This is a genomic window from Brevibacillus choshinensis (assembly GCF_001420695.1).
In the GTDB taxonomy this organism is placed as follows: domain Bacteria; phylum Bacillota; class Bacilli; order Brevibacillales; family Brevibacillaceae; genus Brevibacillus; species Brevibacillus choshinensis.
Genome location: NZ_LJJB01000007.1, coordinates 1,587,298 through 1,611,244 on the forward strand (window position 1 = coordinate 1,587,298; position 23,947 = coordinate 1,611,244).

Genomic DNA, 23,947 nt, shown 5'->3' on the forward strand with positions numbered 1-23,947 from the left:
TCAGTAAGAAAAGGCAGCTCTTAAAAATTTGAAGATAAAGAGGGGATTTCTTATGAAAATCAGAGTCTTATTGCCTACGATCATGGATATTTTTAACGAAGAGGTAAAGCAGGAGTTTGCCCACTACCTCGACGAAACGACGGAGGTACAGGTGTGCCACTTGGACTATGGACCAGCTTCCGTGGAGGGAGAATACGACGAGGCTTTGGCTATACCCAATATGCTGGAAAAAGCCATTGAAGCGCAAAACGATGGTTGCGACGGTGTAATCAGCTTGTGCTTTGCAGATCCAGGAGTGAAGGCGGCACGGGAAGTAGTCGATATTCCAGTCGTGGGTGCAGGTGAGTCTTCCATGCTCTTTGCAAGTCTCTTGGCAAAGTCGTACTCCGTCGTGACGGTACTCCCAAACGTGATTTCCATGATTGAAAATGTGACAAAATCGGTAGGAGTGAACGGTAAATTAGCTTCGATTCGTTATGTAGACATCCCAGTTCTGGAACTCGTGGATAAAGAGAAAATGGAAAATGCCTTGTTTGAGGAAATGGTCAGGGCGATTGAGATTGATAAAGCCCATGCGTTGATCTTGGGCTGCACAGGAATGATGGGGGTCACAGAGGCTCTCCAGAATAGGCTGAAAGACCACGGCTATGATGTACCTGTTATCGATCCTTCTTTTGCTTCAGCGAAAACGTTGGAAAGTCTAATTTCCATGAAGGTGAAACAAAGTCGTTTGACTTACATGAAGCCTACTCAAAAGCTTCGCACATCAAGATAATGTCCAAACAACCTGGAGGATTCGGTCGCCCTCCAGGTTGTTTCATTACCTGTGATTGAATAAGAGGAGGAGAAGAAAAAGTGGAAATGATCGAAACGTCGAAAGGTCCATCTCCCAAAAAGGAAATCACGTCAGGCTTTTGCTTTTTTAAAGGCCAAATCATGCCTTTAGCAGAGGCAAACGTCAACATTTCAACACATGCATTGAATTACGGAACCGGCTGCTTCGAGGGCATCCGTGCGTACTGGAATGAGCAAGAAGGACAGCTGTACGTGTTGAAAGCGTTGGAGCATTACCAACGATTATTACTTTCTTGCCGCATTCTGAAAATCACCCTGCCATACACGGCTGAAGAACTGGTTGAGTGGACATGTAAAATGCTTGCGGAAAATGAATATCGGGAAGACGTTTACATTCGCCCGTTTGCCTTTAAAGCCTCACAGGTAATCAAAGTCACGTTAACGGGACTTCGCGATGAGTTGGCGATTTTTTCGGTACCAATGGGGAACTACGTCGATACGGCCGGTCTTGCCGCTACGGTCTCCAGTTGGCAGCGGATTTCCGACAACATGATTCCTTCACGTGCCAAGGTAACCGGCGCGTATATTAACCCTGCCTTGGCAAATGACGCTGCAACGGCAGACGGTTACGATGAAGCGATTATGCTCTCTAGTGACGGCCAAGTATCCGAGGCAAGCTCGGCAAACTTGTTCATTGTGCGCAATGGTGTGCTAGTCACGACCCCGATTACATCGGACATCCTTGAAGGCATCACCAGACGCGCTATTATGCAACTAGCAGAGGACTTGGACCTGTCGTACGAGGTTCGCCAGATTGATCGAACCGAGCTGTACATTTGCGATGAAATGTTCCTAGCTGGTACAGGTGCTCAAATCGCCGCGATCACTTCCGTAGATCGACGCCCAGTCGGCAACGGAGTCATGGGTCTCATTACGAAGCAACTGCAGGCTGCATATGATCATGCCGTTCGCGGCAGAGATGCGCGTTATCTGGATTGGGTGACCCCCGTTTATTAATGATTTAGCTAGCATGAAGAGGAAAACGTCCTAGATTTCTCGAATAGCATCGACAACAGGCTGATAGCAAAGGACTGGTTATAGATGATGAATAATGTAGTCAAGAAAAAATTGAAGAATGGTGAGAAAGCAGTTGGCGCTTTTATAGGCATTTACAGCCCGGAGATCGTAGAAATGCTCGGGTATTCCGGCTTTGACTTTCTCGTCATCGATGACGAACACGGCGCGTTTAGTCCCAGAGATCTGGAGAATATGATTCGTGCTGCCGAAAGAGTCGATCTCGTCCCCATTGTACGGGTCTCCTATGATCCCTCCTGCATCCAAAAAGCATTGGATCGTGGGGCCAAAGGAATTCAAGTCCCGATGGTGAATACGAGAGAAGATGCTGAGTTGGTCGTAAAAAGAGCGAAGTTCCCCCCCATTGGCCAACGGGGTGCTGCTTTTATCACTCGACCTTCACGGTATGGAAAAGATCAGGGGAAAGCATATTTGGATGCAGCGGATGACAACATTCTGGTAATTGTACATATTGAAACACCAGAAGCGGTGGCTAATTTTGATGAAATCATCAGCGTCCCCGGCATCGACATGGCGTTTATCGGGCCGACTGACTTATCCATTTCCATGGGATACAAAGAAGAGGGAGCTCAGCATCCAGAGGTACAAAAAGTGATCGCGCAGCTGCGTGAACGTGCTTTGCAAAAGAACATACCCCTCGGCACGATAGCTGCTAGCCCCTATGGAGTTCGTCAGGAGCTGCAGAAAGGTACATCGTTTGTCGCTGTCGTCCTTACTTCTGTTTTCATGACTGCCTTTTCCGAAGTGGTAGATGCTGGCCAGGGTGCCCATCAAGCATAGATGATAAGGTGAAACTCCGTTGCGCAGTGGGACGGAGTTTTTTTTGTCCGTTGCCTGAATAAGGATGTTTTTCCAGTATCGTAGCTTTTCCCCCTTTTACTAGAATCTGTTCTCGACATGAGCCACTAGTACAAGGGGGTTTTCCTTTATCAGAGGAAGGAAAGCCTAATAGTGAGTTGTCAGAGCTTGTGCCTGAAAGGATGCGAAATGCATGGAAATCATTACCACTGATCGGTGGGAGGAGAACTTGTGGAACGAAGCGGAGCCTATTTACTACGCAGGATTTCCCGAACATGGAAGAAAAAATCGTGGAATTATCCAAAACATGTTTCGTAAACACTTATGTTTTTTGCATCTGGGTAAAATCGATGGACAACCAGTCGCGATGTCGATTACAGGAAAAAGCGATTCCAACGATACCTTGATCATTGATTACTTTGCCGTACGGAAAGATTCGAGAGGAAAGGGAATAGGAACCCTTTTTCTGGAAGCAATCAAGAGCTGGGCGATAAAAGAAGGAGCGTACAAGCTGCTCGTCATAGAAGTAGAAGCAGATGATAACCAAACCAATCAAAAGCGAGCACACTTTTGGACCAATGCGGGGTTCCAGGATACTTCGTATATCCATCAATACATCTGGGTTCCAGAGCCTTATCGAGCGATGTATCTCCCACTTATCCCAGGGTCATTTGCGAGCGATAATGGACCGCTTTTGTTTTCTTACATCACGCGTTTTCACAAGGAAAGCTTTACGAAAGGAAAGTAGTTCGTATCCATCACTCAATCAGCATTATCCTCCGTTCTGGCCAGTGGAGCTCCGAGGCAAAATTCTCTGGCGGGTCACTTTGAGAGTGGGGATAAGATGGAACCTGATGTGAAAAACGGAGGAGTACAGTCGTTGACAAAGTCCGCTATATGCGATACGTTGTTTGTGGACATAGTCCACTAAAAGGGAGGCCTATCATGGATCTAAGTGATCCTATCATCGCAGATATTCGACAATTCAATCGATTCTATACGAACATGCTTGGTGTCTTAGATAAGCATGTACTGGATACGGGATATTCTTTAACAGAGGCTCGGGTGTTGTTGGAGATTGGATTCATGGAGCAGTGCATAGCAAACCAATTGGTCGATAAGCTGGAAATTGATCGTAGCTACATGAGCAGAATCATTGCTAAGCTTCGTAAAGATGGGTTGCTAGTAAAGGAAAGCTCGACGTTGGATAACCGTACAAGCCTGATTCGATTGACACCAAAAGGGAAAGCTCTGTTTCAGCATCTGAACGAAAGATCGGATGAACAAATCATGAGATTAATAGGCGGGCTAACCAGAAAAGAAATCAAGGAAATACATGCTTCCATGTTGTTTATTCAACAGAAATTGGACAGGTTGGAGAGGGTGCAGGATGATTCGATTTGAAAATGATTACACAGAAGGTGCTCACAGGCGGATTTTGGAACGGCTATGGGAGACCAACGAAGAACAGACATCCGGCTATGGAACGGATGAACATTGTGAAAAAGCCAGAGCTTACATTCGAAAAGCATGCGATGTTGAAAACGCAGATATCCACTTTTTAGTGGGAGGAACACAGACAAATACGACCATGATCGCTTCCCTATTACGCCCGCATCAAGGAGTCGTGTCAGCCATCACGGGTCATATCGCCGTACACGAGACGGGAGCCATTGAAGCGACTGGCCATAAAGTTCTTACATTGCCGAGTGAAGATGGAAAAATTCAGGCAGAACAAGTAAAAGAACTGTACGATGCCCATTGGAATGACACAACACATGAACATATGGTGCAGCCAGGCATGGTATACATTTCTCATCCTACGGAAAACGGAACGACTTATACGAAATCCGAGTTGGAAGCGTTAAGTAAAGAATGCACCGAATGTGGTTTGCCATTGTTTCTGGATGGTGCCAGACTAGGTTACGGTCTGGTTTCTGAGGAATGCGATTTGACCTTGGCCGATATCGCTCGGCTATGCGATGCGTTCTATATCGGGGGAACGAAAGTGGGGGCACTGTTCGGAGAAGCAGTCGTCATCATGAATGATGCCTTGAAAAAGGATTTCCGCTATATGATCAAGCAAAAGGGTGGATTGCTGGCGAAGGGAAGATTGCTGGGAATTCAGTTTGAAACCTTGTTTGAAGATGGTCTCTACTTTGAAATTTCGCATCACGCCGTGGAAATGGCAATGATGATTCGAAAGGCATTTGCCGAAAAAGGATTTTCCTTCCGTTACGATTCTGCCACCAATCAGCAGTTCCCGATTTTACCGGACGATGTGCGAGAGGAATTGGGCAAAAAATATTCGTTTTCTTTATGGGAAAAAGTCGATGAAACACATAGCGTGGTGAGATTTTGTACCAGCTGGGCAACGAAAAAAGAAAATGTTGAAATCCTGATCGAGGACATCCAGGCTTTGTGAACGTGAATGAGCGGGTGAGAACAAAATCACCCACAAACTCTGCTGGATAAAATGTGTAAGTACCGTCAGAAATTGTGTAAGTAATTACCGGAACGCCTTCTACGCAAGGCGTTCCGCGTTTTTCCCGGGTTGGCATAGTATTTGCTTAAATACAGAAGAAAGGAGGTGCAATAAAATAGTGAGTTTGTCAGAATATATTGGTAAGGACCATATCCGCATATTTGAAGAATCCGTGGACCAATCCGAGTTGTTGCATCAATTGGGAGACATGCTGATTCGGACGGGTGCAGTTCGTATCGAGTATATGGAAGCGGTGTGTAAACGGGAACAAGCTTTTCCTACGGGATTGTACACTGGAGAAGTCAATGTCGCGATTCCGCATGCGGATCCGGAGCACCACGTCATGAAACCGACGATTGCACTCGGAGTGGTTCGAAAAGGGGTACCGTTCCGTAACATGGCAGACCCGACAGTTGAAATTTCGGTTCAATTAGTGTTTTTACTTGCACCGGAACGGGGAGAGACCCAATTAGTTATTCTGGAACAGATCATGAATCTGATTCAAGATCAGGCAAATATGCGAAAAATTATGGATGCACAAGGAATAGAGGACGTATGGAACGTTCTGGGCCAGCTTGTGCACGTGGAGGAGAAATCATGAACAAGAAAAAAGTACTTGTGATTTGTGGGACAGGAGTTGCTACATCGACCGTCGTGATGCAAAAGTTGAAAGCGTTTTTACGGGATAAAGGGATCGAGGCATCACTGGATCAATCAAAGGTGAGTGACGTTTTGAACAAAGCAGGTCAATATGATCTGATTATTTCCACAACAGCAGTACCCCCTTCCTTGGCAGAGAAAGTGATCAATGCAGTTCCTTTGCTGACGGGAATCGGGAAAGAGCAAGTGTATGACGAAATCGAAGCAAAACTGAAGATGTAAGGTAACTATCTGCCTTATCAAAGGAGGTTCACTATGGACGTTATCAAATACCTCGTTGACCTTGGCCCTTCGGTTGTTTTGCCGGTTCTCATCTTCTTATTTGGGATCATCCTGAAAACGAAGCCAGGGGAAGCCTTCCGTGCAGGCCTGACGGTAGGGATTGGATTCATTGGGATCAACCTTGTGATTGGCTTACTGATGGGAAGTCTTGGCCCTGCTGCACAGGACATGGTGAAAAATCTGGGGATCCAGCTTACGATTATTGATGTAGGCTGGCCTGCTACATCGGCGATTGCTTTCGGATCTGCCGTAGGCGCGCTTGCGATTCCGATTGGCTTGGCAGTCAATTTGGGGATGCTTGTACTAGGGCTGACCCGAACGCTCAATATTGATTTGTGGAACCTGTGGCATATTGCTTTTACCGGTTCATTGGTCGCGGTCATGTCCAACAACATAACTCTTGGTATCCTGACTTCGATCGCACACGCAATCATTCTGCTTGTCCTGGCCGATCTGACGTCCAAACACGTCTCCAACTATTATGGATATGCCAACATTTCGTTTCCGCATGGTACTGCTACCCCATACTATTTGATCGCATTGCCACTGGAAAAACTGTTTGATCGTATCCCGGGCTTCCGTAACCTGAAAGCAGACCCTGAGACCATTCAAAAACGCCTCGGGCTTCTAGGGGAATCGACCGTTCTTGGACTCATTTTAGGTATTATCATCGCCCTGTTGGCAGGTTGGGATTTGCCGAAAGTTCTGGACTTGGGTGTAAAAACAGCGGCAGTTATGCTCATTCTCCCGCGGATGGTGAGCATCTTGATGGAAGGTCTGATTCCGATTTCAGAAGCTGCGAGCGAATTTGTTCGTAAGCGCTTTCCTGGGCGTGAAGTCAATATCGGGATGGATGCAGCACTGGCAGTTGGCCATCCAGCTACCATCGCCGCATCGCTGCTAATGATTCCGATTGTGCTTGGCTTGGCCGTTTTGATGCCAGGAAACAAGGTTCTTCCTTTTGGAGACCTAGCAACGATTCCATTTATCGTCTGCCTCATGGTGCCCATTTTCAAAGGGAATGTGATCCGTACGGTTATTGGAGCGACTATTTCACTCGCATTTGGTTTGCTTTTAGCGACTTACATTTCACCGTTGTTCACACAAGCAGCACAGAACGCCGGTTTCAAATTCCCGGATGGTGCAAGCGCGATTTCATCGCTTGTGGACGGAGCTGTTCCTACGACGGCGATCTTCCTATTCGGTGCGAAGCTAGGCTATGTCGGCATTATTGGAATCGCGATTATCGGTTTGGCTGTTGCTTATCTAGTACAGCGTAAACATCGTCAATCGGCAAACCTGATGGACAAATCGGTGTAAAGAGGCAAATAGTGAAATGATATGGCAGACACCCTGCACGTGGCTACGAGAGCATGTGCAGGGTGTCTTTTTGAACATACATGCCACTGCTAAGAAGAGGAAGAGGAGAGGAGCTTACCTGTTTCTGCGTATTTGCATACTACTGTTTTTTCCTTTTTTCGAGTTTTTATCTTTGTCATCCCCTTCTCCCTCTTCCCTCTCTTTTTTCTCCACTTTTTCTTCGTGATGCACGACAGGTGTCTGTCCGAAGATGTGGTCTACCGGAGTGTAGTAGTGTTCAATTGTCTTTTTCTTTACAAAAAAGTGTAGGCAGCCATTCCTACCGTGATTATGATCAGGGCGGAAATGGAGAATATCAGTCCAGTCATCATGAGCATACAATCAAGTCCTCGCCAAAGGGGTTCCTAGTTTGTACGTCGTAAGTCTGAATGAGTTTCGTCCCGAAAATATGAGTGCTTGCATGGAAGGAGCGGAGGAGGGTCGAAACTGGGGAAGACCGCTGAAACACGTCAACCCATTTTTTGTCGGTACTTATACACATAAATCTTTTCTGCAAAAAAACTTACAATCAAACCGATGAGCAAAGGTACGAATGAGCCTGATGATAGGGTGAATCCATTTGAGTCATGTGTAAACTCGTGGTGAAACATGAAAAAGGGAATCGTGAACATATGACCGATGGCATAAAGCACTCCAGTTGTTAACACAAGGGATAAAAAGGTAACAAGAAAGCTCTTTGCTTTCATCCAAAACACCTCCATCATTTTGTAGGGTTCATTCTTATTATTATACCTGTAACCTTTGTTGTGAACAAAAAAGCTAACACTACGCGGCTGTAAAGGCTATTAAACAGTGATGAGATTAGATCGATCTTCAAATGAGAAATTAGGCTTTTTAGTTTGAAATTTGTTTCTACTGTATGTCCGCAAGCGTGAAATAGTCCCCACCTTGAAAGGATAGGGGTCATTTTATATCGCTCGTTTTTCCTGCTTAATCAACCTGTTTAACCTGTTCGTACGTTCGATCAGCTTGTTGGTCTCCGTCATTATGCAAAAAATACTGTCAGAGAGCCCTAGCTCTGGTGACAGTATATACGTGACAACAGAAAAGACACTTAATCAAACGCCTCATCGTCATAAAACATCTTCATTTTATCCGAATGGATATTACCTGCATACTCTTTAGCCGATAAAACAGTTGTCGAAAAACGTTTGCCGGTTACTTCGATGATCTCGGGCAACTGGTCACGAATATGGATAGGGATGTGAAGGTGGCATAACCGTTTGGCCACCATATTGCCCACATTGACGCCGATGTAGAGGCCCACTCCGGACCGGGCATTTGTCGTAGAAGGTTATGGCTCTTTTGTTGTCGAATACCGTTTCCAGAGAATCCGTATCACTTTTAAAAAGAAGGAGTTAGACACATGGAAAATCATATTACCTTTCATCCCTCCCATAAAGTTATAGTATCAATTTGTACGCAAGATAGTACTATCTGTAAACTGATTAACAAAATTGGCCCACTTACATTGAAGACGAATGGAAATTATTTAGAAGCGCTGGTCATGTCTATTATTGGACAACAGTTATCAGCAAAAGCAGCAAGTACAATCCGCCAACGAGTAAAAATGCTTTGTGGTGAGATAACACTAGAAAGAGTCTTGCATACACCTATTGAAAATTTTAGAAATGCCGGGGTGTCCAGAGCAAAAATAGAGTATATTTTTGATTTATGTAACAAAGTCCATACTAACGAAATATCATTTACAAGCTTTCATTTACTTGAAAACGAGGCAGTAATAAATTTATTAACTTCTGTTAAAGGGATTGGAAGATGGACAGCTGAAATGTTCTTAATATTCTCGTTAGGACGACTAAATGTTCTTTCCCTAGGGGATGCCGGTTTGCAAAGGGCAACAAAATGGTTATATCAACTAGAAGATAGGCCAAAAAATAAATATATGGAGGATATTTCCGGAAATTGGCATCCATATTATAGTATTGTGTCCTTATATCTGTGGGAATCAATCGACCAAGGATTTGTAGATAATTTTCCAACGATAGACGATGTAAAATAAAAATTACTTTATCTTCTCATTTGGCTTTTATTGTACAAGATTCGTCGACGAATTACTTCTTCCCGACTCCGTTTGCCGTTTTTCTTCACGTAAAACGTTGATAAGGGGGAAAACGAGAAATAAGTTAAGGATTGCTCCTCCAATAAATACAGCTTGCAGGCCTGCCACCTCCGCTACAATTCCTGCGATAAACGCGCCTATAGGTAAAGTTCCCCAACTAATCAGCCGGTAGGCGCTATAGACCCGCCCCAACAACTCATTGGGTACAACCCGTTGGCGAATCGAATTGACAGCCACCACCCATGTTGTCCCGCCCATTCCTGCGAGAAACATCGCGGCACTCACCAGCCAAACATTTGCCCAGACTCCTGGCACGAACAACATTGCAAAGGTACCGATAATGTCCAGCCCAAGCAATATCCCCCGTCCAAACAATCGCTGAAGAGGAGACACCAGCAAAGATCCGGCGACACTTCCCGCAGCCAAAGCGGTTAACAGCAAGCCGTACTGGAACTCTTGTAAACCAAGCGGCCCCGGCGCTACCGCATAGAGCACCAGAACAGAAAAAAACGCGCTCCAGCAGGACGCCATAACCGCAACCATAACGGCAAGCGTGCGGAGAAGACGGTTAGCCCATAAAAAGCGAACGCCTTCCGAAACATCCTGCCGGTTGCTTCCGTTCGACTGTAAAATGTCCACGCATTAGAAGCAGGGCAACTGCTGCCGCGAGGAAAGAAGCGGCACTGCCAACCGCCGGCAGGAGAAGACCAATCGTTAGAAGATACCCTCCCAGCGGCCCACCAATAAAACTGTTCATGATTGTTTCCGCGCTGATAATGCGTGCATTTGCCTGCTCTAATCGGTCATGGTTAACGACGGAAGGCACGAGTGCCCCGGACGTAGTATCGGATACCGTTTCGCATGTCCCGACCAAAAACGCCAGAAAACCCAAAACAAATACCGTCAGCCAATCAAACTGTTGGGCAAAAGCCAGAGATCCAACGGCAGCCGTCCGTATGAGATTAACAACGACCATGATTCGCTTTCGATCCAGACGATCGACGACCACGCCAACCGGTAGAGCGAAGAGTAACCAAGGTAGGGTCAGCGCAGACGAAACGCCTGCGACTAAAACGGGGGAATCGGTAAGTCTCACTGCCAAGAGAGGAAGAACAAATTTGAACAACCCGTCTCCCAGATTGGATAGTGCCGTGGCCATCCATAACGCCCAAAATTCTCTGCCGAACCTTTGATTTGTAACGCGCATCTTATAACCACCCATCTATTTTTGGATAGTTACATTGTAATTTCATCCCAGTAACTAGTCAATTATGTTTTGGTGGTTACATTCTTTGAATTAATAAAAGCCGACACGGTAAAGTGTCAGCTTTGTTCTTAGCTTTGCTCTTATTATGATTGTGTAATAAGAGTCAAACAGCCCCCACCTTGTCATCAAGTTGAGGGCTGTTCTATGCTGTACTCAGGATTTGAACATGCGACAAGTCAGTGGTAGCGACGACGACCAAGGTAGCAAGCTGTCCAGCGCTTCTGGATTTTTCGGATCGGGAAGCTGCGGGAGTTGCTCGAACAAGTACATCAAGTGCTTGAACGGATTCATCGTTACATTCATTTTTATAACCACAAACGTCTTCAAAAGAAATTAAACAACCTTAGTCCGGTCGACTACCGAACTAAGGTTGCTTAATATGCCTTTTTCATATCTGTCTACTTGACAGGGGTTAGACCACTATGCTGCCGCTAGCTTTATCTATGCTCTTAACTCTTTAATTACTGTGAACAACCATCCCCTTAATCTCCTGCTTCATTTTTGGAATAGAAGTAGGGGTCATGCTTAATTCGTCGACACCGAGTGCTACCAGCTCTTTGGCATAAAGTGGATCACCCGCCATTTCACCGCAGACCCCGACCCATTTGCCATGTGCATGCGCATCCTGCACGACTTTGTCGATCAAACGGAGGATAGCAGGATGACCAGGGTTGTAAAGATAGCCTACTTTTTGATTCATGCGGTCAGCTGCAAACGTGTATTGGATCAAGTCATTAGAACCGATGCTGAAAAAGTCAACATGTGGAGCCAGTTGATCGGCAATCAGCGCAGCAGAAGGGACCTCAATCATAATTCCTGTCTCTATTTGTTCAGCGAAAGGTGTTTGTCTGGCTGCGAGCTGCTCTTTGGCAAGCTCCCATAATGCTTTTGCCTCCAGAAGCTCTTCGACAATTGCGATCATTGGGAACATCACTTTGACATTGCCATAAGTAGAGGCTCGAAGAATCGCCCGCAGCTGCGTCAAAAACATCTCTTTTTCAGCTAGACACAAGCGAATCGCGCGAAACCCGAGAAAAGGATTCTCTTCCGGCTCCATCTGCAGGTAAGGCAGCTGTTTGTCTCCCCCGATGTCCATGGTGCGAATAATGACTGGACGTCCTGCCATTTCACGCGCAACCGCCGCGTATGCTTCAAATTGTTCGTCCTCGCTTGGCATTTGTTTCCGTTCCAGGAAAAGAAACTCCGAACGAAATAGTCCAATCCCATCTCCGCCGTTTGCGAGTACGGATTTACAATCCTCAGGTGTACCGATGTTGCCGGCTACTTCAATTCTTTTACCGTCCGACGTGAGAGCAGGGGCGTGCGCAGCATCTCGCAAATTTGCTAGTTCTTCTACATATTCCCGTTGCAAACGGTGGTAGCGAGTGATTCGTTCAGCATCTGGATGGAGATACAGCTCACCCGTATTACCATCCAAGGCAAGAGTCGTATCATCTGTGATGTCACCCAGAATCTTGCCACAACCCACGACAGCAGGGATTTGCAGCGTACGTGCCAAGATAGCGGAGTGACTGGTAGTACCGCCAATCTCCGTAACAATTCCTTTGATCCACTCTGGATTTAGTCGTGCCGTCTGAGAAGGTGTCAAATCGTGTGTAACGATGATGACGGGTCGTTTGATTTGATCGAGTGAAGAATCTATGATGCCTAGCATGCGTCTAGCTATTTTATCTCGCAGGTCCTTGAAGTCAGCGGCGCGTTCCCGTAGATACTCGTCGTCCAGTTGCTCGAAGAATGCAGTATGTCCTGAAAAGACATGGTGTGCCGCCCATGTGGCATTCTTGTTCTCCTCGATGATTTCGTTGTCCATCTCCTGTACGAGAGTAGGGTCTTCCAGAATCATGAGGTGGGAGTCGAAGATCGCGCACTCATGTTCACCTAATCGCTGCCTGACATCCTCTCTGGTGACGGCGATTTCCTCTTTGACTTGGGCAAGAGCTTCGCGCAGCTTTTGTTGTTCTTGTTCTACCAGGTCGGCAGCAATCTTCTCGCGAGGAATGACTAACTCCGTTTGTTTGAGTACAAAAACGCGTTCTGCTGCATATCCGGGTGAGGCTGCAATACCTATTATCATCGTATCCCTCCAGTGAAATATGGAAAAAAGCATGTAAAAAAGGCCAGGGAAAAGCCTCCCTGACCCATGATCCAAAGGATTTGAATACTTGTATCATATATTTTCAGATAATGATCGTCAATGAAAAGGAATAAAATGTGGAAAGACTTGCACAAAATCTGCCACAGAATATTCTGATTTGCATTCGAATTTGTGATACGGTAGAAAATGTAGACTGATATAGAAGGCAAACAGTCGACTAGCCAAATTGGTACGATACTTGCTTGTAATAGATTGTGGGGGGATGTTATGGAGGAACACATCAAGCAGATCATTGATCAAGAGGATAAAAAAGTTCCGTATACCGATGAGCAGATCGCACGTCAAATGGGGATCCGACGAGATGAGGTAACCCTGCTCCGGCACAAACTCCAGATTCCCGATTCACGAAAAAGACGGCAGCCTCTCTTGCTCAAGGAGATGGAGAGCCTTTTACAGCCTACACCAAACATGACAAGCCGAGAGCTAACGAGTCGCTTGAATGAACGTGGTTATGACGTCTCCCGTTTTATGGTTCATCAATTACGAAGCAAAATGGAAGCGTTCTCAGACACAGCTACTCCAAACAAGGATGATCGTGCGCGCCAAAAAACGCGCAAGGTCAATCAAGCAGTCACGTTCGCCAGCTTGATTGGAGCAAAGAGTACGCTGAAAGCGGCTATTCAACAAGCGCAAGCAGCGGTACTCTATCCGCCGCATGGACTGCATACTCTCTTTTTTGGAGCTACGGGTGTAGGCAAGAGCAGAATGGCAGAGGCGATGTACCAGTTCGCAGTTGAACAGCAGGTGATGAAGAAGAATGCACCTTTTGTTATTTTTAACTGCGCCGATTACGCCAAGAATCCACAGCTGTTGCTCTCCCAGCTGTTTGGGTATGTAAAGGGAGCTTTTACAGGCGCTCAGCAAGATAAGCTCGGTTTAGTGGATCAGGCAGACGGGGGAATCTTGTTTTTGGACGAAATTCATCGTTTGCCACCGGAAGGACAAGAAAATCTCTTTTATCTGATCGACAAAGGCGTGTATCGGCGATTAGGAGAGGTCCAATTCCAACAGAAGGCGACCATTCTGATCGTCGGTGCTACGACCGAAAGCCCGGAATCTAGCTTGCTGCTAACATTGCGTAGACGGATTCCGATGACCATTGAGCTGCCCTCCCTCTCCGAATGGACGCAACAGGAAAGATTATCTCTGATTTTTCACTTTTTGAATGAAGAGACCGACCGAATTGGCAGAGAGGTTGTGGTCCAAAAGGAAGTGATCGCCTCCCTGTTGACGTACGAATGCCCAGCAAACATGGGGCAGCTGCACAGCGATATTCGTGTGCTGTTGGCGAAAGCCTTTTTAAAAACGATTCATCAGGAAGAGAAGACCTCTGTTCAAGTCGATCGATATGATTTGCCTGTTCACATCGCCAGTCATCAGCAATCAACCGGTCTGGCACCAGAGTTGCCGATGCTAAAGAAAAACCAATTTCTGTTTATCCCCGGCCAACACTCCGATCTGGGGGGGACAGAAATAGTAGAAGACTCTCCACAGCATCTCTACGACTGGGTGGTAGAACGTTACCAAAATCTCAGAAATCAAGGCCAAAGCGAAGAATTGATAGAGCTGATCGTAAACAAAGAACTAGATACACGGATGGAGCCGTCTACTGGTGAGCATGAAAAGCGCTCGCTGCGATTGCAGCAGCTGGTGAAGCTGGTCGGGGATCAGGTAGTTCAAGCTGTCGAACAAATGCTCTGGATCGCGGAGCGTCATATGACGTTGGATTATCAGCGAATTTCCTATGCACTCGCCATTCATTTACATGGATTGTTGGATCGCTGGCCGGATACGAAAGAAATGGATAGCATGATCGAGACCGATCACGAGTCGATGGAATTCAAAGTTGCACTGGAAATGGCAAAGGTGATCCAGACCAGTTATGGAGTGGAGCTCCCAGTAAAAGAAGTGTCTATTCTCGCCATGTACGTAAAGCAGTGCTCGATCTATACTGAGCCAAAACCAATGATTGGCGTGGTCGTCACCTCCTACGGGCTGGTAGCAAAAAGCATGGTCGACGTCGCTACCCGCTTGTTTGAACGAAAGCATGCGCTCGCTGTCGAGCTGTATTGGAACGATGATCAGGATGTGGCTGTCGAGCGGATTTGCGCGATGATCCAGCAAGTGGATCAAGGAGAAGGGGTCATTTTGCTGGCCGACATGGGGAGCAATCTGCTGAGTGAACAGGAATGGGAGAGAAGAAGCGGTGTACGTGTGCAGGTCCTGCCCAATGTGACGACCACTCTCGTCATCGAAGTCATGCGAAAATGTCTCTATTCGAGTGAATCATTGGAGCAGATTGTGAACCAGATGAGACACTTGCCTGTAAAAGCACTCCATTCCGTCCAGTCGTTCGCACCCAAACCAGTCGCGATCGTCACCATTTGTATCACGGGTAAAGGTGCAGCCAAACGCTTGGATCAGCTTTTACAAGAGAAGCTGGAGGCGACCGTTGAGCAAGTCACTATTTTGACCGCAAGCTCACTGTCGATACGGAAGCAGTACAAGGAATGGTTGGAGAAGTACCATATTTTTGCAGTTGTCGGTACCGTGAATCCCATGCTGGATGGCATCCCTTTTATTTCCATAAAAGAGATTGTAGACGAATCCGGCATTAGTTTTATGAAACGACTGTTACTTGTGGCCAACGGGACGCTCCAACCATCGTTGGTGCCCCGTTCGCATGGATTGCGCGATCTATTATACCCGGAATTGGTCTGCGAAAACCTGGAAATATCGACGAAGGAAGAAGTCATTGAGTGCCTTGCCCTGCGGCTGAGAGAACACGGTTTTGTTGAGTCGGATTTCGTAAACAAAGTATGGGAACGCGAAAAAATGGGGAACACATGCCTGTTTGGAGCTGCCATCCCTCATGCCGATACCACGCAAACGATCCGACCAGGTATTGCGATTGCCAATCTAGCCCAGCCAATGGAATGGGAAGCTGGATACTTTGTTAGTCATGTGTTCATGCTGGCCATTACCGAGACATGCCAGACGGCAGTCGAAGAGCTTTACCACTTTTTACATGAACATGAAGAGGCGAATGAACCGCCTGATTTACAGGCATTCATGGAACTTGAAATGTAATCGAGGAGGATTCCCATGGAAAAACAAGTGACCATTCTAAATAAATCCGGACTTCACGCTCGTCCCGCATCTGAGTTTGTCAAATTGGCTGCTCGTTTCAAGTCGGAAATCACCATCTTGGTAGGCACAAAAGTCGCGAATGCGAAGAGCATCATCAATGTTTTATCGTTGGCTGCAACTATGGGGACTGTTCTCACCCTGAAGGCAGTTGGCCCGGATGAAGCCGAAGCAATCGATACCTTATCCTCGTTAATTGAAAGAAAGTTTGGGGAAGAATAAACATTTGCCCCTTGACTCGGTAATCAGAATATTTATAATGAATTACAAATGTAACGATATAGAACAAATGTAAAATCATCCGGAGGTGACCTGCATGAAGCCCATGGAAAAGATAACTCCCGGAGCGAAGGTATACAAACTGTTTGAACACGAAAAGCTGGTTTGCGAAGGAAAAGACGAGGTTTTCATCATCTCGGTTACCAAGATGTCGCGTGAAGAATACGAGCGGGATCAAAAGCAAACAGCTGCTAACCAATAACATCGATACGATTTACCGACGCTTGGACCACGGGTCAGGTGGGGGAATGATCCCTCCATCTGATCCGTTTTTGCATGATACAAGCCTTTTGATTCTTGACATCCGAGGAGGAGAGGACTTTGATTACCAACGTAAAAGTTCCGCCCATGATCACAGAGAAAAAGCTGGTGGAGCTGTTTCATCAAATGTGGTTGATTCGTTTTTTCGATGAGAAAGTAGATGAGTTTTTTGCCAAAGGACTGATCCACGGTACGACCCACCTGTGTGTGGGACAGGAAGCGTCCGCAGCAGGTGCCATTGCGGTTCTGGAAGACCGTGACAAGATCACGAGCACCCATCGCGGGCATGGTCATTGCATCGCCAAGGGTGCAGAAGCCAACCGCATGATGGCAGAGCTATTCGGCCGTGAAACCGGATATTGCCGCGGTAAAGGCGGATCGATGCATATTGCCGATGTGGAAAAAGGCAACCTGGGTGCGAATGGCATTGTTGGCGGGGGGATTCCGATCGCTGTCGGATCAGCCCTTACTTCTCAGATGAAAAAGCTAGGCTACGTGACCTTGTGCTTTTTCGGCGATGGAGCCTCCAATGAAGGCAGCTTTCACGAAGCAGTCAATATGGCGGCGATTTGGAATCTTCCTGTCGTTTTCATTTGCGAAAATAACCAATATGGCATGTCAGGCCCAGTCAAAGACATGGTGAAAGTAGCCAACATCGCGGATCGCGCAGGGGCGTATGGCATACCTGGAAACGTGGTAGACGGTAATGATATTTTTGCCATGATGAACGTGACCCATGAAGCGGTGGAACGCGCACGACGTGGAGAAGGCCCAACGCTCATCGAAGCGAAAACCTATCGCTGGAAAGGGCACTCCAAGAGTGATGCGAAGAAATACCGCACACGTGATGAAGAAATGGAATGGCGCAACAATCGCGACCCAATCGAGCGGATGAGACGAGTCCTGATCAGCGAAGGGATTGTTAGCGAGCAGGAAGCAGCACAGCTAGAAGCAGATGCACGGCAAGAAATTGAAAACGCGGTCAAGTTTGCTGAGGAAAGCCCGATGCCACCGCTCGAAATTCTAGAAGAAGACGTCTACGCATAGGAGAGGGAGGGAAGTTACGTGTCAACGCCACGAGAGCTTACTTATTTGGAAGCGGTCCGAGAATGCATGAGCCAGGAAATGCGCGTCAATGAAGACGTGTTCATCATGGGTGAGGATATTGGTTTGTACGGAGGGGCGTTTGGGGTTACTCGCGGGATGCTAGAGGAATTCGGAAAAGAACGCGTACGAAATACGCCAATCTCGGAAGCAGCAATCGCGGGCGCTGCGGTTGGGGCAGCTATGACGGGTATGCGGCCCATTGTGGAACTGCAATTTTCCGATTTCATCACGATTGCGACGGATCAGATCGTAAACCAGGCGGCTAAAAACCGATATATGTTTGGTGGAAAAGGTAAAGTGCCACTCGTACTGCGCACACCATCTGGGTCAGGTACCGGAGCAGCCGCACAGCATTCGCAGAGCTTGGAAGCATGGATGGCGCACATTCCGGGTCTGAAAGTCATCCAGCCGTCCACCGCTTATGATGCAAAAGGATTGCTGAAAGCAGCGATAGACGATGATAATCCCGTGATCTTTTATGAACACAAGCTACTTTATCGGACAAAAGGTCATGTACCTGAGGAGTCGTACAGCTTGCCGATCGGGAAAGCAGATATCAAGCGTGCAGGTACGGATGTCACGATCGTGGCCACAGCGATCATGGTACACAAGGCGTTACAAGCTGCTGTCGAATTGGAGAAGGAAGGGATCAGCGTCGAAATTATTGATCCGCGCACGTTGGTTCCTCTGGACATTGAGACGATCGTCGAATCTGTGAAAAAGACAGGACGAGTCGTCGTCGTTCACGAGGCGGTAAAGCGTGGAGGGTTCGGTGGGGAAATCGCAAGCCTGATCGCAGAGAGCGAAGCCTTTGACTATTTGGATGCCCCCATCAAGCGCTTAGGTGGCAAATCGGTGCCGATTCCTTACAATCCCGTCCTTGAAAAAGCTGCCATTCCACAAGAACAAGATATCATCCAAGCGGTAAAAGATACGGTTTTCCGCCGCTGACATAGGAGGGGTCGAACATCATGGCAACCGCCGTATTTATGCCAAAACTTAGTATGACCATGGAAACGGGGACAGTCATCCAATGGTTCAAGCAGGAAGGGGACCTCGTCCGAGAAGGTGACGTCCTGCTGGAAGTGCTGACAGATAAGATCAACATCGAAGTAGAATCGTACTCAACGGGAACTCTCCTGAAAATTTACTATGGCCCGGATCAAGTGGTACCAGTCAATCAAGTGATTGGATACGTAGGGGAAGCGAGCGAGGTTGTACCCGATATCGCTCCTTCAGCAGAGCCTCATTCGAGTACGGAAGCAACAGAGGTACAAAACGAACAAAAAGAGAATCACGAGACGCGAGAAAGGGAGTCTGTAGGCCAAAAAATAAGAGCCACCCCTGTCGCTCGCCGAATCGCCAAAGATAACGAAATTGATCTAAGTCTAGTGAACGGTACTGGCCCTAACGGTCGCGTCCAGAAGGTAGATATTGAGCAGGCAGTTGCAGCACGTTCTGCCAAGCCAATTTCCACCCAACCTGAAACTACGACAGAACCGCGTAGCCGAAAAGTGAAGGTAGAAGGCATGCGCAAGGTTATTGCAGAGCGAATGGCAGTGAGTGCTAACACCGCTCCACACGTGACTCTCTCAACAGAAGCAGATATGAGTCAAGTAATGGAAGTGCGATCAACTCTTCTGCCTACCATTGAGAAAATGACCGGACATCGTCTATCCTACACGGAAATTATCATGAAGGCAGTTGCAACGGCATTATCTCGCCATCCGAAAGTAAACGCGTCGCTCAAAGATGATGTGATTGAGCTTCACGAAACCATAAATGTTGGCTTGGCAGTTGCTGTGACGGACGGATTGCTCGTACCAGTCATAAAACAAGCGGATCGAAAAGGGCTCGCTGATTTGACTACCGAGACAAAGCGAGTGGCTGGCCTGGCTCGTGATGGACGTTTGCTTCCGGATGATATGCGCGGTGGCACGTTTACGATCAGCAATCTCGGTATGTATGCGATCGATGTGTTCACGCCCATTATCAATCAGCCAGAGAGCGCCATTCTTGGAGTGGGAAGAATCCATGAAAAGCCAGTAGGTGTAAATGGACAGATCGTTCTAAGACCAATGATGTCACTTTCCTTGTCATTTGACCATCGTGTCATGGACGGGGCACCTGCGGCAGCATTCTTACAGGAGATCAAAGAATTGCTGGAATCACCCTACCATCTGCTGGCGTAAAAGGAGGAGCAAACAACCATGCAAACATACGATATAGCGGTTATTGGCGGGGGGCCGGCAGGGTATGTGGCAGCTATCCGCGCTTCCAAGGAAGGGAAGCGAGTTGCCCTGATCGAAGCAGACCATGTGGGAGGAACCTGCCTGAACCGGGGCTGCATTCCGTCCAAAGCATTACTCCAAAGTGCAGGTGTCCTCGATCAAATTCGGAAGGCATCCAGCTGGGGGATAGAGACAGGCGAAGTCTCTTTTTCTCTGGAGAAGATGATGGCCCGTAAAAATCAAGTCATCACACGTCTACGTACGGGCATCACATCCTTATTGAAGGCAGGAAAGATTGATTTACTCCAAGGCTATGGTGAAGTGAACGCGGACAAAAGTATTCGCGTTCGACTCGGAGCAGAATATCAAACCATACAGGCCAAGTCTATCATTCTGGCCACTGGGTCTACTCCTGCAGTTCCTCCCATTCCGGGTTTAGCGGATGTGCCTTTTTATACAAGTGATACGATATTTGATATCGAACAGGTGCCGGAATCCATCGCGATTCTCGGCGGAGGCTTCATTGGTGTGGAATTCGCCTGCATTTTTGCAAGCTTGGGTACGAAGGTGAGTATCGTCGAGATGGCTGATCGACTCATTCCACTGGAAGATGGGGATGCATCAAACGCATTGACCAAATCACTGCGCAGTAAAGGCGTCTCCTTGGGTACCGGCTTAAAAGTCACTTCGGTAAGCAAAAACAGCGAGGGCATCAAGGTTCACGCAGAGGATTCGAAAGGAAGCACCCAAACAGTTTCGTGTGAAGCCTTACTCGTTGCAGTGGGGCGCAGGCCGAATGGATCAGCATTTACCCAGTTACCTTTGGAGATGAACGGTCCCTTTGTCAAAGTAGATGAGTTTCTTGAGACTAGCGTCCAAGGAATTTTTGCTGCTGGCGATGTAATCGGGGGATGGCAGCTCGCTCATGCTGCAAGTGCAGAAGGACTGACGGCAGCCATCAATGCAGCCGGGGGTCGACAAAAAGTGAATGACAGAGCGGTACCTCGCTGCATCTATACGCATCCAGAAATATCGAGTGTAGGCTTGAGTGAAGAAGAGGCGAAAGCACGTGGCTATGCTGTGAAAACCAGCGTCTACCAACACAGCGGAAATGGCAAGGCGTTGACCTCTGATGAAAGTGGCGGATTTACCAAGCTCATTGCGGAAGAGACCTACGGCGAAGTGTTGGGGATCGTGATGGTAGGACCTCATGTCACGGAAATGATTGCAGCTGGCACGGCATTTTTGAGCTTGGAGGCAACCGTTGACGATGTGGCGGACATGATTTATCCACACCCAACCGTTTCTGAGAGTCTGATGGAGGCTGCGGCGAAATGGTTAGGGAAAGGGATCCACTCCTAATATAAGATTCCGTTTGACATGAAAACGTTTTCAATTTACAATTGTAAGTAGTAAGAACATTTGTAAAAGGAGGTGATCACTTGGCTTCTTGGGGGTACGTTGTTCTGCTGTTTGCGGGGCTTTGGGTACTACAGGTTGTCTTCACTCAACTGCAATCCCGCCACTACTACCAGAAGTTGCGAGAGATGCAGCGGCAACCAAACGGATACCTGGGAGTCGGAGTGAACAAACGTCGTTTTGGAGTCGGTGCCGTTATCATTCTGGTAACGAATGTGCAAGGGAACGTGACGCAATGTGCGCGAATGTCTGGGATTAGTGTATTTTCTCGCTTTCGTCCATACGATGAGCCGATTGGAAAGACGATCGACAGCTTGTATGAAAGCGCGTCGCAGCATCTGAAGCATCCGGTCCAGACTGCCTTGCGGATGGCGATTGATCAGATTCGGGCCGCGCAGGCCAAACAACATCAGAACGATCAAGAACAAATTGGATAAAACAATGTTGGGCCGCGGGCCAGATGGATGACCATCTGGTTTTTTTTGTATCATTTTATAGGGGAGGTAAGAGTAAATGGACTTTTTTGTTCATCTTGCAGAAGGCTTCATTGGCATGTTTCAAGAGGGGGGTAAGACCTTTGTAGGTTTGGTGACGGGTATTATTCCTACGTTGATTTGCTTGATCACTGCTGTAAACGCCTTCATTAAATTCGTCGGAGAAGAACGCATCGAGCGCTTCGCAGCCAAATGCACGGGCAATATCATTTTGCGCTATACTATCTTCCCGATCTTATCCATGTTTTTCCTGACCAATCCAATGGCTTATACTTTCGGTAAATTCTTGCCTGAGCACCAAAAACCTGCCTTCTACGATTCGGCAGTATCATTTTGTCATCCGATTACCGGGTTATTCCCACACGCGAATGCTTCTGAACTCTTCGTGTACATGGGTATTGCCACCGGAATCACACAGCTTGGTCTGTCTCTCGGTCCACTCGCTATTCGTTACTTCTTGGTCGCGATCGTCGTCATCTTGATTCGCGGCATCGTTACGGAATACATCACCAAAATGATGATGAAACGCCGCGAAGCGCAAGCTGCGGCATAAGGAAGCGAAAAGGGGAGACATAGGATGAGCAACTATCGTGCGGTGCAAGTAACAAAATCGTCCAGTGGCTGGGGAGGACCACTTACGATCCTGCCCACTGATGACAAACCATATATCGCCTCGATTACAGGCGGAGGCATCCACCCTGTAGCAGCGCGGATTGCTGAGCTGACAGGCGGGATCGCAGTAGATGGCTTTACCAACAAAGTGGAGCCTGACGAAATGGCATGCGTCATCATTGACTGCGGCGGAACGGCTCGCTGCGGCGTTTATCCCAAGCTCGGAGTTTTGACAGTAGACGTAATGGCAGCGTCGCCTTCCGGACCGTTGATCAACTTTATTAAAGAAACCAATTTTGTTTCTGGCGTAAAAGTGAACAATGTCGATCTGATGAATGAAGTAGCGTCGGCCGCCGTAAACACAGCGGGTGATCAACAAAAAAAATCGGCACAAGAGCTTAAAGCAGAAGCACGCGCCAAAGTAGCGAGCATGCAGGGAAATCAACCCCCTAGAAAAGCCAGCTTCATTGAAAAAATCGGTCGTTTGATGGGAGGCGTAGTCGGAACCTTCTATCAAGCAGGTCGCGACACGGTTGATCAAGTACTGCGCAATATTCTGCCATTTATGGCTTTCGTCAGCACGCTGATCGGGATCATCCTGTTCACGGGGATTGGCGATATCTTGGCAAACGTCATCAAGCCGCTGGCAGGGAATGTGATCGGTCTTCTGATCATCTCCATCGTCTGCGCACTTCCATTCTTGTCCCCGTTGCTGGGTCCGGGCGCTGTCATTGCCCAGGTCGTAGGTGTGCTGGTAGGTGTGGAAATCGGCCGTGGTACGATCCCGCCGCAACTTGCTTTGCCTGCTCTATTCGCCATCAACCCTCAGGTAGGGTGCGACTTCGTTCCAGTGGGACTGACACTCGGAGAAGCCAAACCAGAGACGATTGAAGTGGGCGTACCTGCCGTTCTCATGTCTCGCCAGATCACAGGACCGATCGCGGTCATCATCGCATACGTGGCAAGCATCGGACTTTACACGGAGTAATTCAAAATCAGGAGGGTACACATGAACACCTTGTTTAACAGCACGATTGTTTCCATCGGAGATATGGTTCCAGACTTTCTCAAAGAAAATACGTTGATCCTATTCAATGAAGACGCTCCGGAAGAACTACATGACATTGCCGTTCTGCACACCAAATCCGAGCAATCCCAGAGCATTGAGCCAGGCGATATCCTCCAGATAGGCGACTTGCAATTACGGGTCACATCTGTAGGAGAAAAAGCGAACGAAACTCTACAAACCATTGGTCATTGCACTGTGAAAGCGGATGGATGTGCTGCCCCGCAGCTACCTGGCATGATCCATGTCGAAGACGCTACTCTCCCTTCCTTGGAGATTGGGGTCAAAGTCGCCTTCTTCCGTCCGTAAATCA

29 protein-coding genes are annotated in these 23,947 nt (G+C 47.5%); 22 read left to right on the forward strand and 7 right to left on the reverse strand.

The features are described from left to right. The first annotated feature begins 52 nt into the window (after window positions 1–52). The 9 genes from AN963_RS07615 to AN963_RS07655 all read left to right on the forward strand — a co-directional run bounded on the left by AN963_RS07615 (window position 53) and on the right by AN963_RS07655 (window position 7,435). Window positions 53–775: an aspartate/glutamate racemase family protein gene (locus tag AN963_RS07615; protein WP_055743901.1), complete on the forward strand. Its 723-nt coding sequence runs from the start codon at window positions 53–55 to the stop codon at window positions 773–775. Window positions 776–861: 86 nt separating this feature from the next. Beyond that, the gene (locus tag AN963_RS07620) at window positions 862–1,812 is read left to right on the forward strand and encodes a branched-chain amino acid transaminase (RefSeq protein WP_055744493.1); all 951 of its coding nucleotides are present in this window, start codon (window positions 862–864) and stop codon (window positions 1,810–1,812) included. Between the two features lie 84 nt (window positions 1,813–1,896). Further along, on the forward strand, window positions 1,897–2,670 hold the full coding sequence (locus tag AN963_RS07625; RefSeq protein ID WP_236707890.1) for an HpcH/HpaI aldolase family protein: 774 nt from the start codon (window positions 1,897–1,899) through the stop codon (window positions 2,668–2,670). Between the two features lie 211 nt (window positions 2,671–2,881). Beyond that, window positions 2,882–3,436: a GNAT family N-acetyltransferase gene (locus tag AN963_RS07630; protein ID WP_055743902.1), complete on the forward strand. Its 555-nt coding sequence runs from the start codon at window positions 2,882–2,884 to the stop codon at window positions 3,434–3,436. 197 nt (window positions 3,437–3,633) lie between these two features. After that, the gene (locus AN963_RS07635) at window positions 3,634–4,092 is read left to right on the forward strand and encodes a MarR family winged helix-turn-helix transcriptional regulator (RefSeq protein ID WP_201783712.1); all 459 of its coding nucleotides are present in this window, start codon (window positions 3,634–3,636) and stop codon (window positions 4,090–4,092) included. Then, window positions 4,079–5,113: a threonine aldolase family protein gene (locus tag AN963_RS07640; protein ID WP_055743903.1), complete on the forward strand. Its 1,035-nt coding sequence runs from the start codon at window positions 4,079–4,081 to the stop codon at window positions 5,111–5,113. The genes AN963_RS07635 and AN963_RS07640 overlap by 14 nt, the downstream gene beginning before the upstream one ends. Before the next feature lie 178 nt (window positions 5,114–5,291). Continuing rightward, window positions 5,292–5,774 carry a PTS sugar transporter subunit IIA gene (locus AN963_RS07645; RefSeq protein ID WP_055743904.1) on the forward strand — a complete coding sequence of 161 codons (483 nt, stop codon included), beginning with the start codon at window positions 5,292–5,294 and terminating at the stop codon, window positions 5,772–5,774. Beyond that, on the forward strand, window positions 5,771–6,055 hold the full coding sequence (locus AN963_RS07650) for a PTS sugar transporter subunit IIB (protein ID WP_055743905.1): 285 nt from the start codon (window positions 5,771–5,773) through the stop codon (window positions 6,053–6,055). The genes AN963_RS07645 and AN963_RS07650 overlap by 4 nt, the downstream gene beginning before the upstream one ends. Window positions 6,056–6,088: 33 nt before the next feature. Next, a complete protein-coding gene (locus AN963_RS07655; protein WP_055743906.1) occupies window positions 6,089–7,435 on the forward strand; it encodes a PTS galactitol transporter subunit IIC in 1,347 nt (448 codons plus the stop codon). Between the two features lie 114 nt (window positions 7,436–7,549). Here the strand turns inward: AN963_RS07655 and AN963_RS32480 are convergent, their stop codons facing one another. The 3 genes from AN963_RS32480 to AN963_RS07670 form a co-directional block, all read right to left on the reverse strand. Next, the gene (locus tag AN963_RS32480; RefSeq protein ID WP_407922530.1) at window positions 7,550–7,816 is read right to left on the reverse strand and encodes a DUF3951 domain-containing protein; all 267 of its coding nucleotides are present in this window, start codon (window positions 7,814–7,816) and stop codon (window positions 7,550–7,552) included. A gap of 128 nt (window positions 7,817–7,944) precedes the next feature. Beyond that, window positions 7,945–8,181 (reverse strand): hypothetical protein, encoded by a 237-nt coding sequence (locus AN963_RS07665; RefSeq protein ID WP_055743907.1) that lies wholly within the window; start codon window positions 8,179–8,181, stop codon window positions 7,945–7,947. Between the two features lie 368 nt (window positions 8,182–8,549). Further along, on the reverse strand, window positions 8,550–8,729 hold the full coding sequence (locus AN963_RS07670) for a nucleoside triphosphate pyrophosphohydrolase family protein (protein ID WP_055743908.1): 180 nt from the start codon (window positions 8,727–8,729) through the stop codon (window positions 8,550–8,552). Between the two features lie 132 nt (window positions 8,730–8,861). Between AN963_RS07670 and AN963_RS07675 the strand changes: the two genes are divergently transcribed. Beyond that, window positions 8,862–9,515, forward strand: a complete 654-nt coding sequence (locus AN963_RS07675; protein WP_055743909.1) for a DNA-3-methyladenine glycosylase family protein — start codon at window positions 8,862–8,864, stop codon at window positions 9,513–9,515. A 27-nt stretch (window positions 9,516–9,542) separates the two neighbouring features. Here the strand turns inward: AN963_RS07675 and AN963_RS32230 are convergent, their stop codons facing one another. From AN963_RS32230 to AN963_RS31115, 3 genes are all read right to left on the reverse strand, one after another. Next, window positions 9,543–10,118 carry an MFS transporter gene (locus tag AN963_RS32230; RefSeq protein WP_269084388.1) on the reverse strand — a complete coding sequence of 192 codons (576 nt, stop codon included), beginning with the start codon at window positions 10,116–10,118 and terminating at the stop codon, window positions 9,543–9,545. A gap of 25 nt (window positions 10,119–10,143) precedes the next feature. After that, window positions 10,144–10,782: an MFS transporter gene (locus tag AN963_RS32235; protein ID WP_055743911.1), complete on the reverse strand. Its 639-nt coding sequence runs from the start codon at window positions 10,780–10,782 to the stop codon at window positions 10,144–10,146. Window positions 10,783–10,995: 213 nt separating this feature from the next. Further along, window positions 10,996–11,145: a hypothetical protein gene (locus AN963_RS31115; RefSeq protein ID WP_169791898.1), complete on the reverse strand. Its 150-nt coding sequence runs from the start codon at window positions 11,143–11,145 to the stop codon at window positions 10,996–10,998. Here AN963_RS31115 and AN963_RS30140 point away from each other — a divergent pair. Beyond that, window positions 11,116–11,220, forward strand: a complete 105-nt coding sequence (locus tag AN963_RS30140; RefSeq protein ID WP_161827256.1) for an IS3 family transposase — start codon at window positions 11,116–11,118, stop codon at window positions 11,218–11,220. The two genes, AN963_RS31115 and AN963_RS30140, sit on opposite strands and share 30 nt — an antisense overlap. A gap of 79 nt (window positions 11,221–11,299) precedes the next feature. Here AN963_RS30140 and ptsP read toward each other — a convergent pair whose 3' ends face one another. Then, on the reverse strand, window positions 11,300–12,937 hold the full coding sequence (gene ptsP / locus AN963_RS07690) for a phosphoenolpyruvate--protein phosphotransferase (RefSeq protein WP_055743912.1): 1,638 nt from the start codon (window positions 12,935–12,937) through the stop codon (window positions 11,300–11,302). Between the two features lie 288 nt (window positions 12,938–13,225). Here ptsP and AN963_RS07695 point away from each other — a divergent pair, with 288 nt between their 5' ends. From AN963_RS07695 to AN963_RS07740, 11 genes are all read left to right on the forward strand, one after another. After that, window positions 13,226–16,108 (forward strand): sigma 54-interacting transcriptional regulator, encoded by a 2,883-nt coding sequence (locus tag AN963_RS07695; protein WP_055743913.1) that lies wholly within the window; start codon window positions 13,226–13,228, stop codon window positions 16,106–16,108. A 15-nt stretch (window positions 16,109–16,123) separates the two neighbouring features. Continuing rightward, entirely contained in the window at window positions 16,124–16,387 is a 264-nt protein-coding gene (locus AN963_RS07700; protein WP_055743914.1) for an HPr family phosphocarrier protein, read from the forward strand. Window positions 16,388–16,481: 94 nt separating this feature from the next. Beyond that, on the forward strand, window positions 16,482–16,646 hold the full coding sequence (locus AN963_RS31445) for a hypothetical protein (protein ID WP_169791910.1): 165 nt from the start codon (window positions 16,482–16,484) through the stop codon (window positions 16,644–16,646). Window positions 16,647–16,765: 119 nt separating this feature from the next. Then, a complete protein-coding gene (locus AN963_RS07705) occupies window positions 16,766–17,752 on the forward strand; it encodes a thiamine pyrophosphate-dependent dehydrogenase E1 component subunit alpha (RefSeq protein ID WP_083496815.1) in 987 nt (328 codons plus the stop codon). Window positions 17,753–17,770: 18 nt separating this feature from the next. Continuing rightward, the gene (locus AN963_RS07710) at window positions 17,771–18,763 is read left to right on the forward strand and encodes an alpha-ketoacid dehydrogenase subunit beta (protein WP_083496816.1); all 993 of its coding nucleotides are present in this window, start codon (window positions 17,771–17,773) and stop codon (window positions 18,761–18,763) included. Window positions 18,764–18,783: 20 nt separating this feature from the next. Further along, window positions 18,784–20,004: a dihydrolipoamide acetyltransferase family protein gene (locus AN963_RS07715; RefSeq protein ID WP_055743915.1), complete on the forward strand. Its 1,221-nt coding sequence runs from the start codon at window positions 18,784–18,786 to the stop codon at window positions 20,002–20,004. A gap of 18 nt (window positions 20,005–20,022) precedes the next feature. Next, a complete protein-coding gene (gene lpdA, locus AN963_RS07720; RefSeq protein WP_055743916.1) occupies window positions 20,023–21,405 on the forward strand; it encodes a dihydrolipoyl dehydrogenase in 1,383 nt (460 codons plus the stop codon). 80 nt (window positions 21,406–21,485) lie between these two features. Beyond that, window positions 21,486–21,899: a transcriptional regulator GutM gene (locus AN963_RS07725; protein WP_055743917.1), complete on the forward strand. Its 414-nt coding sequence runs from the start codon at window positions 21,486–21,488 to the stop codon at window positions 21,897–21,899. Window positions 21,900–21,975: 76 nt separating this feature from the next. Beyond that, the gene (srlA, locus tag AN963_RS07730) at window positions 21,976–22,509 is read left to right on the forward strand and encodes a PTS glucitol/sorbitol transporter subunit IIC (RefSeq protein WP_055743918.1); all 534 of its coding nucleotides are present in this window, start codon (window positions 21,976–21,978) and stop codon (window positions 22,507–22,509) included. Window positions 22,510–22,533: 24 nt separating this feature from the next. After that, entirely contained in the window at window positions 22,534–23,556 is a 1,023-nt protein-coding gene (gene srlE / locus AN963_RS07735) for a PTS glucitol/sorbitol transporter subunit IIB (RefSeq protein WP_055743919.1), read from the forward strand. A 21-nt stretch (window positions 23,557–23,577) separates the two neighbouring features. Beyond that, window positions 23,578–23,943: a PTS glucitol/sorbitol transporter subunit IIA gene (locus AN963_RS07740; protein WP_055743920.1), complete on the forward strand. Its 366-nt coding sequence runs from the start codon at window positions 23,578–23,580 to the stop codon at window positions 23,941–23,943. Window positions 23,944–23,947 lie beyond the last annotated feature (4 nt).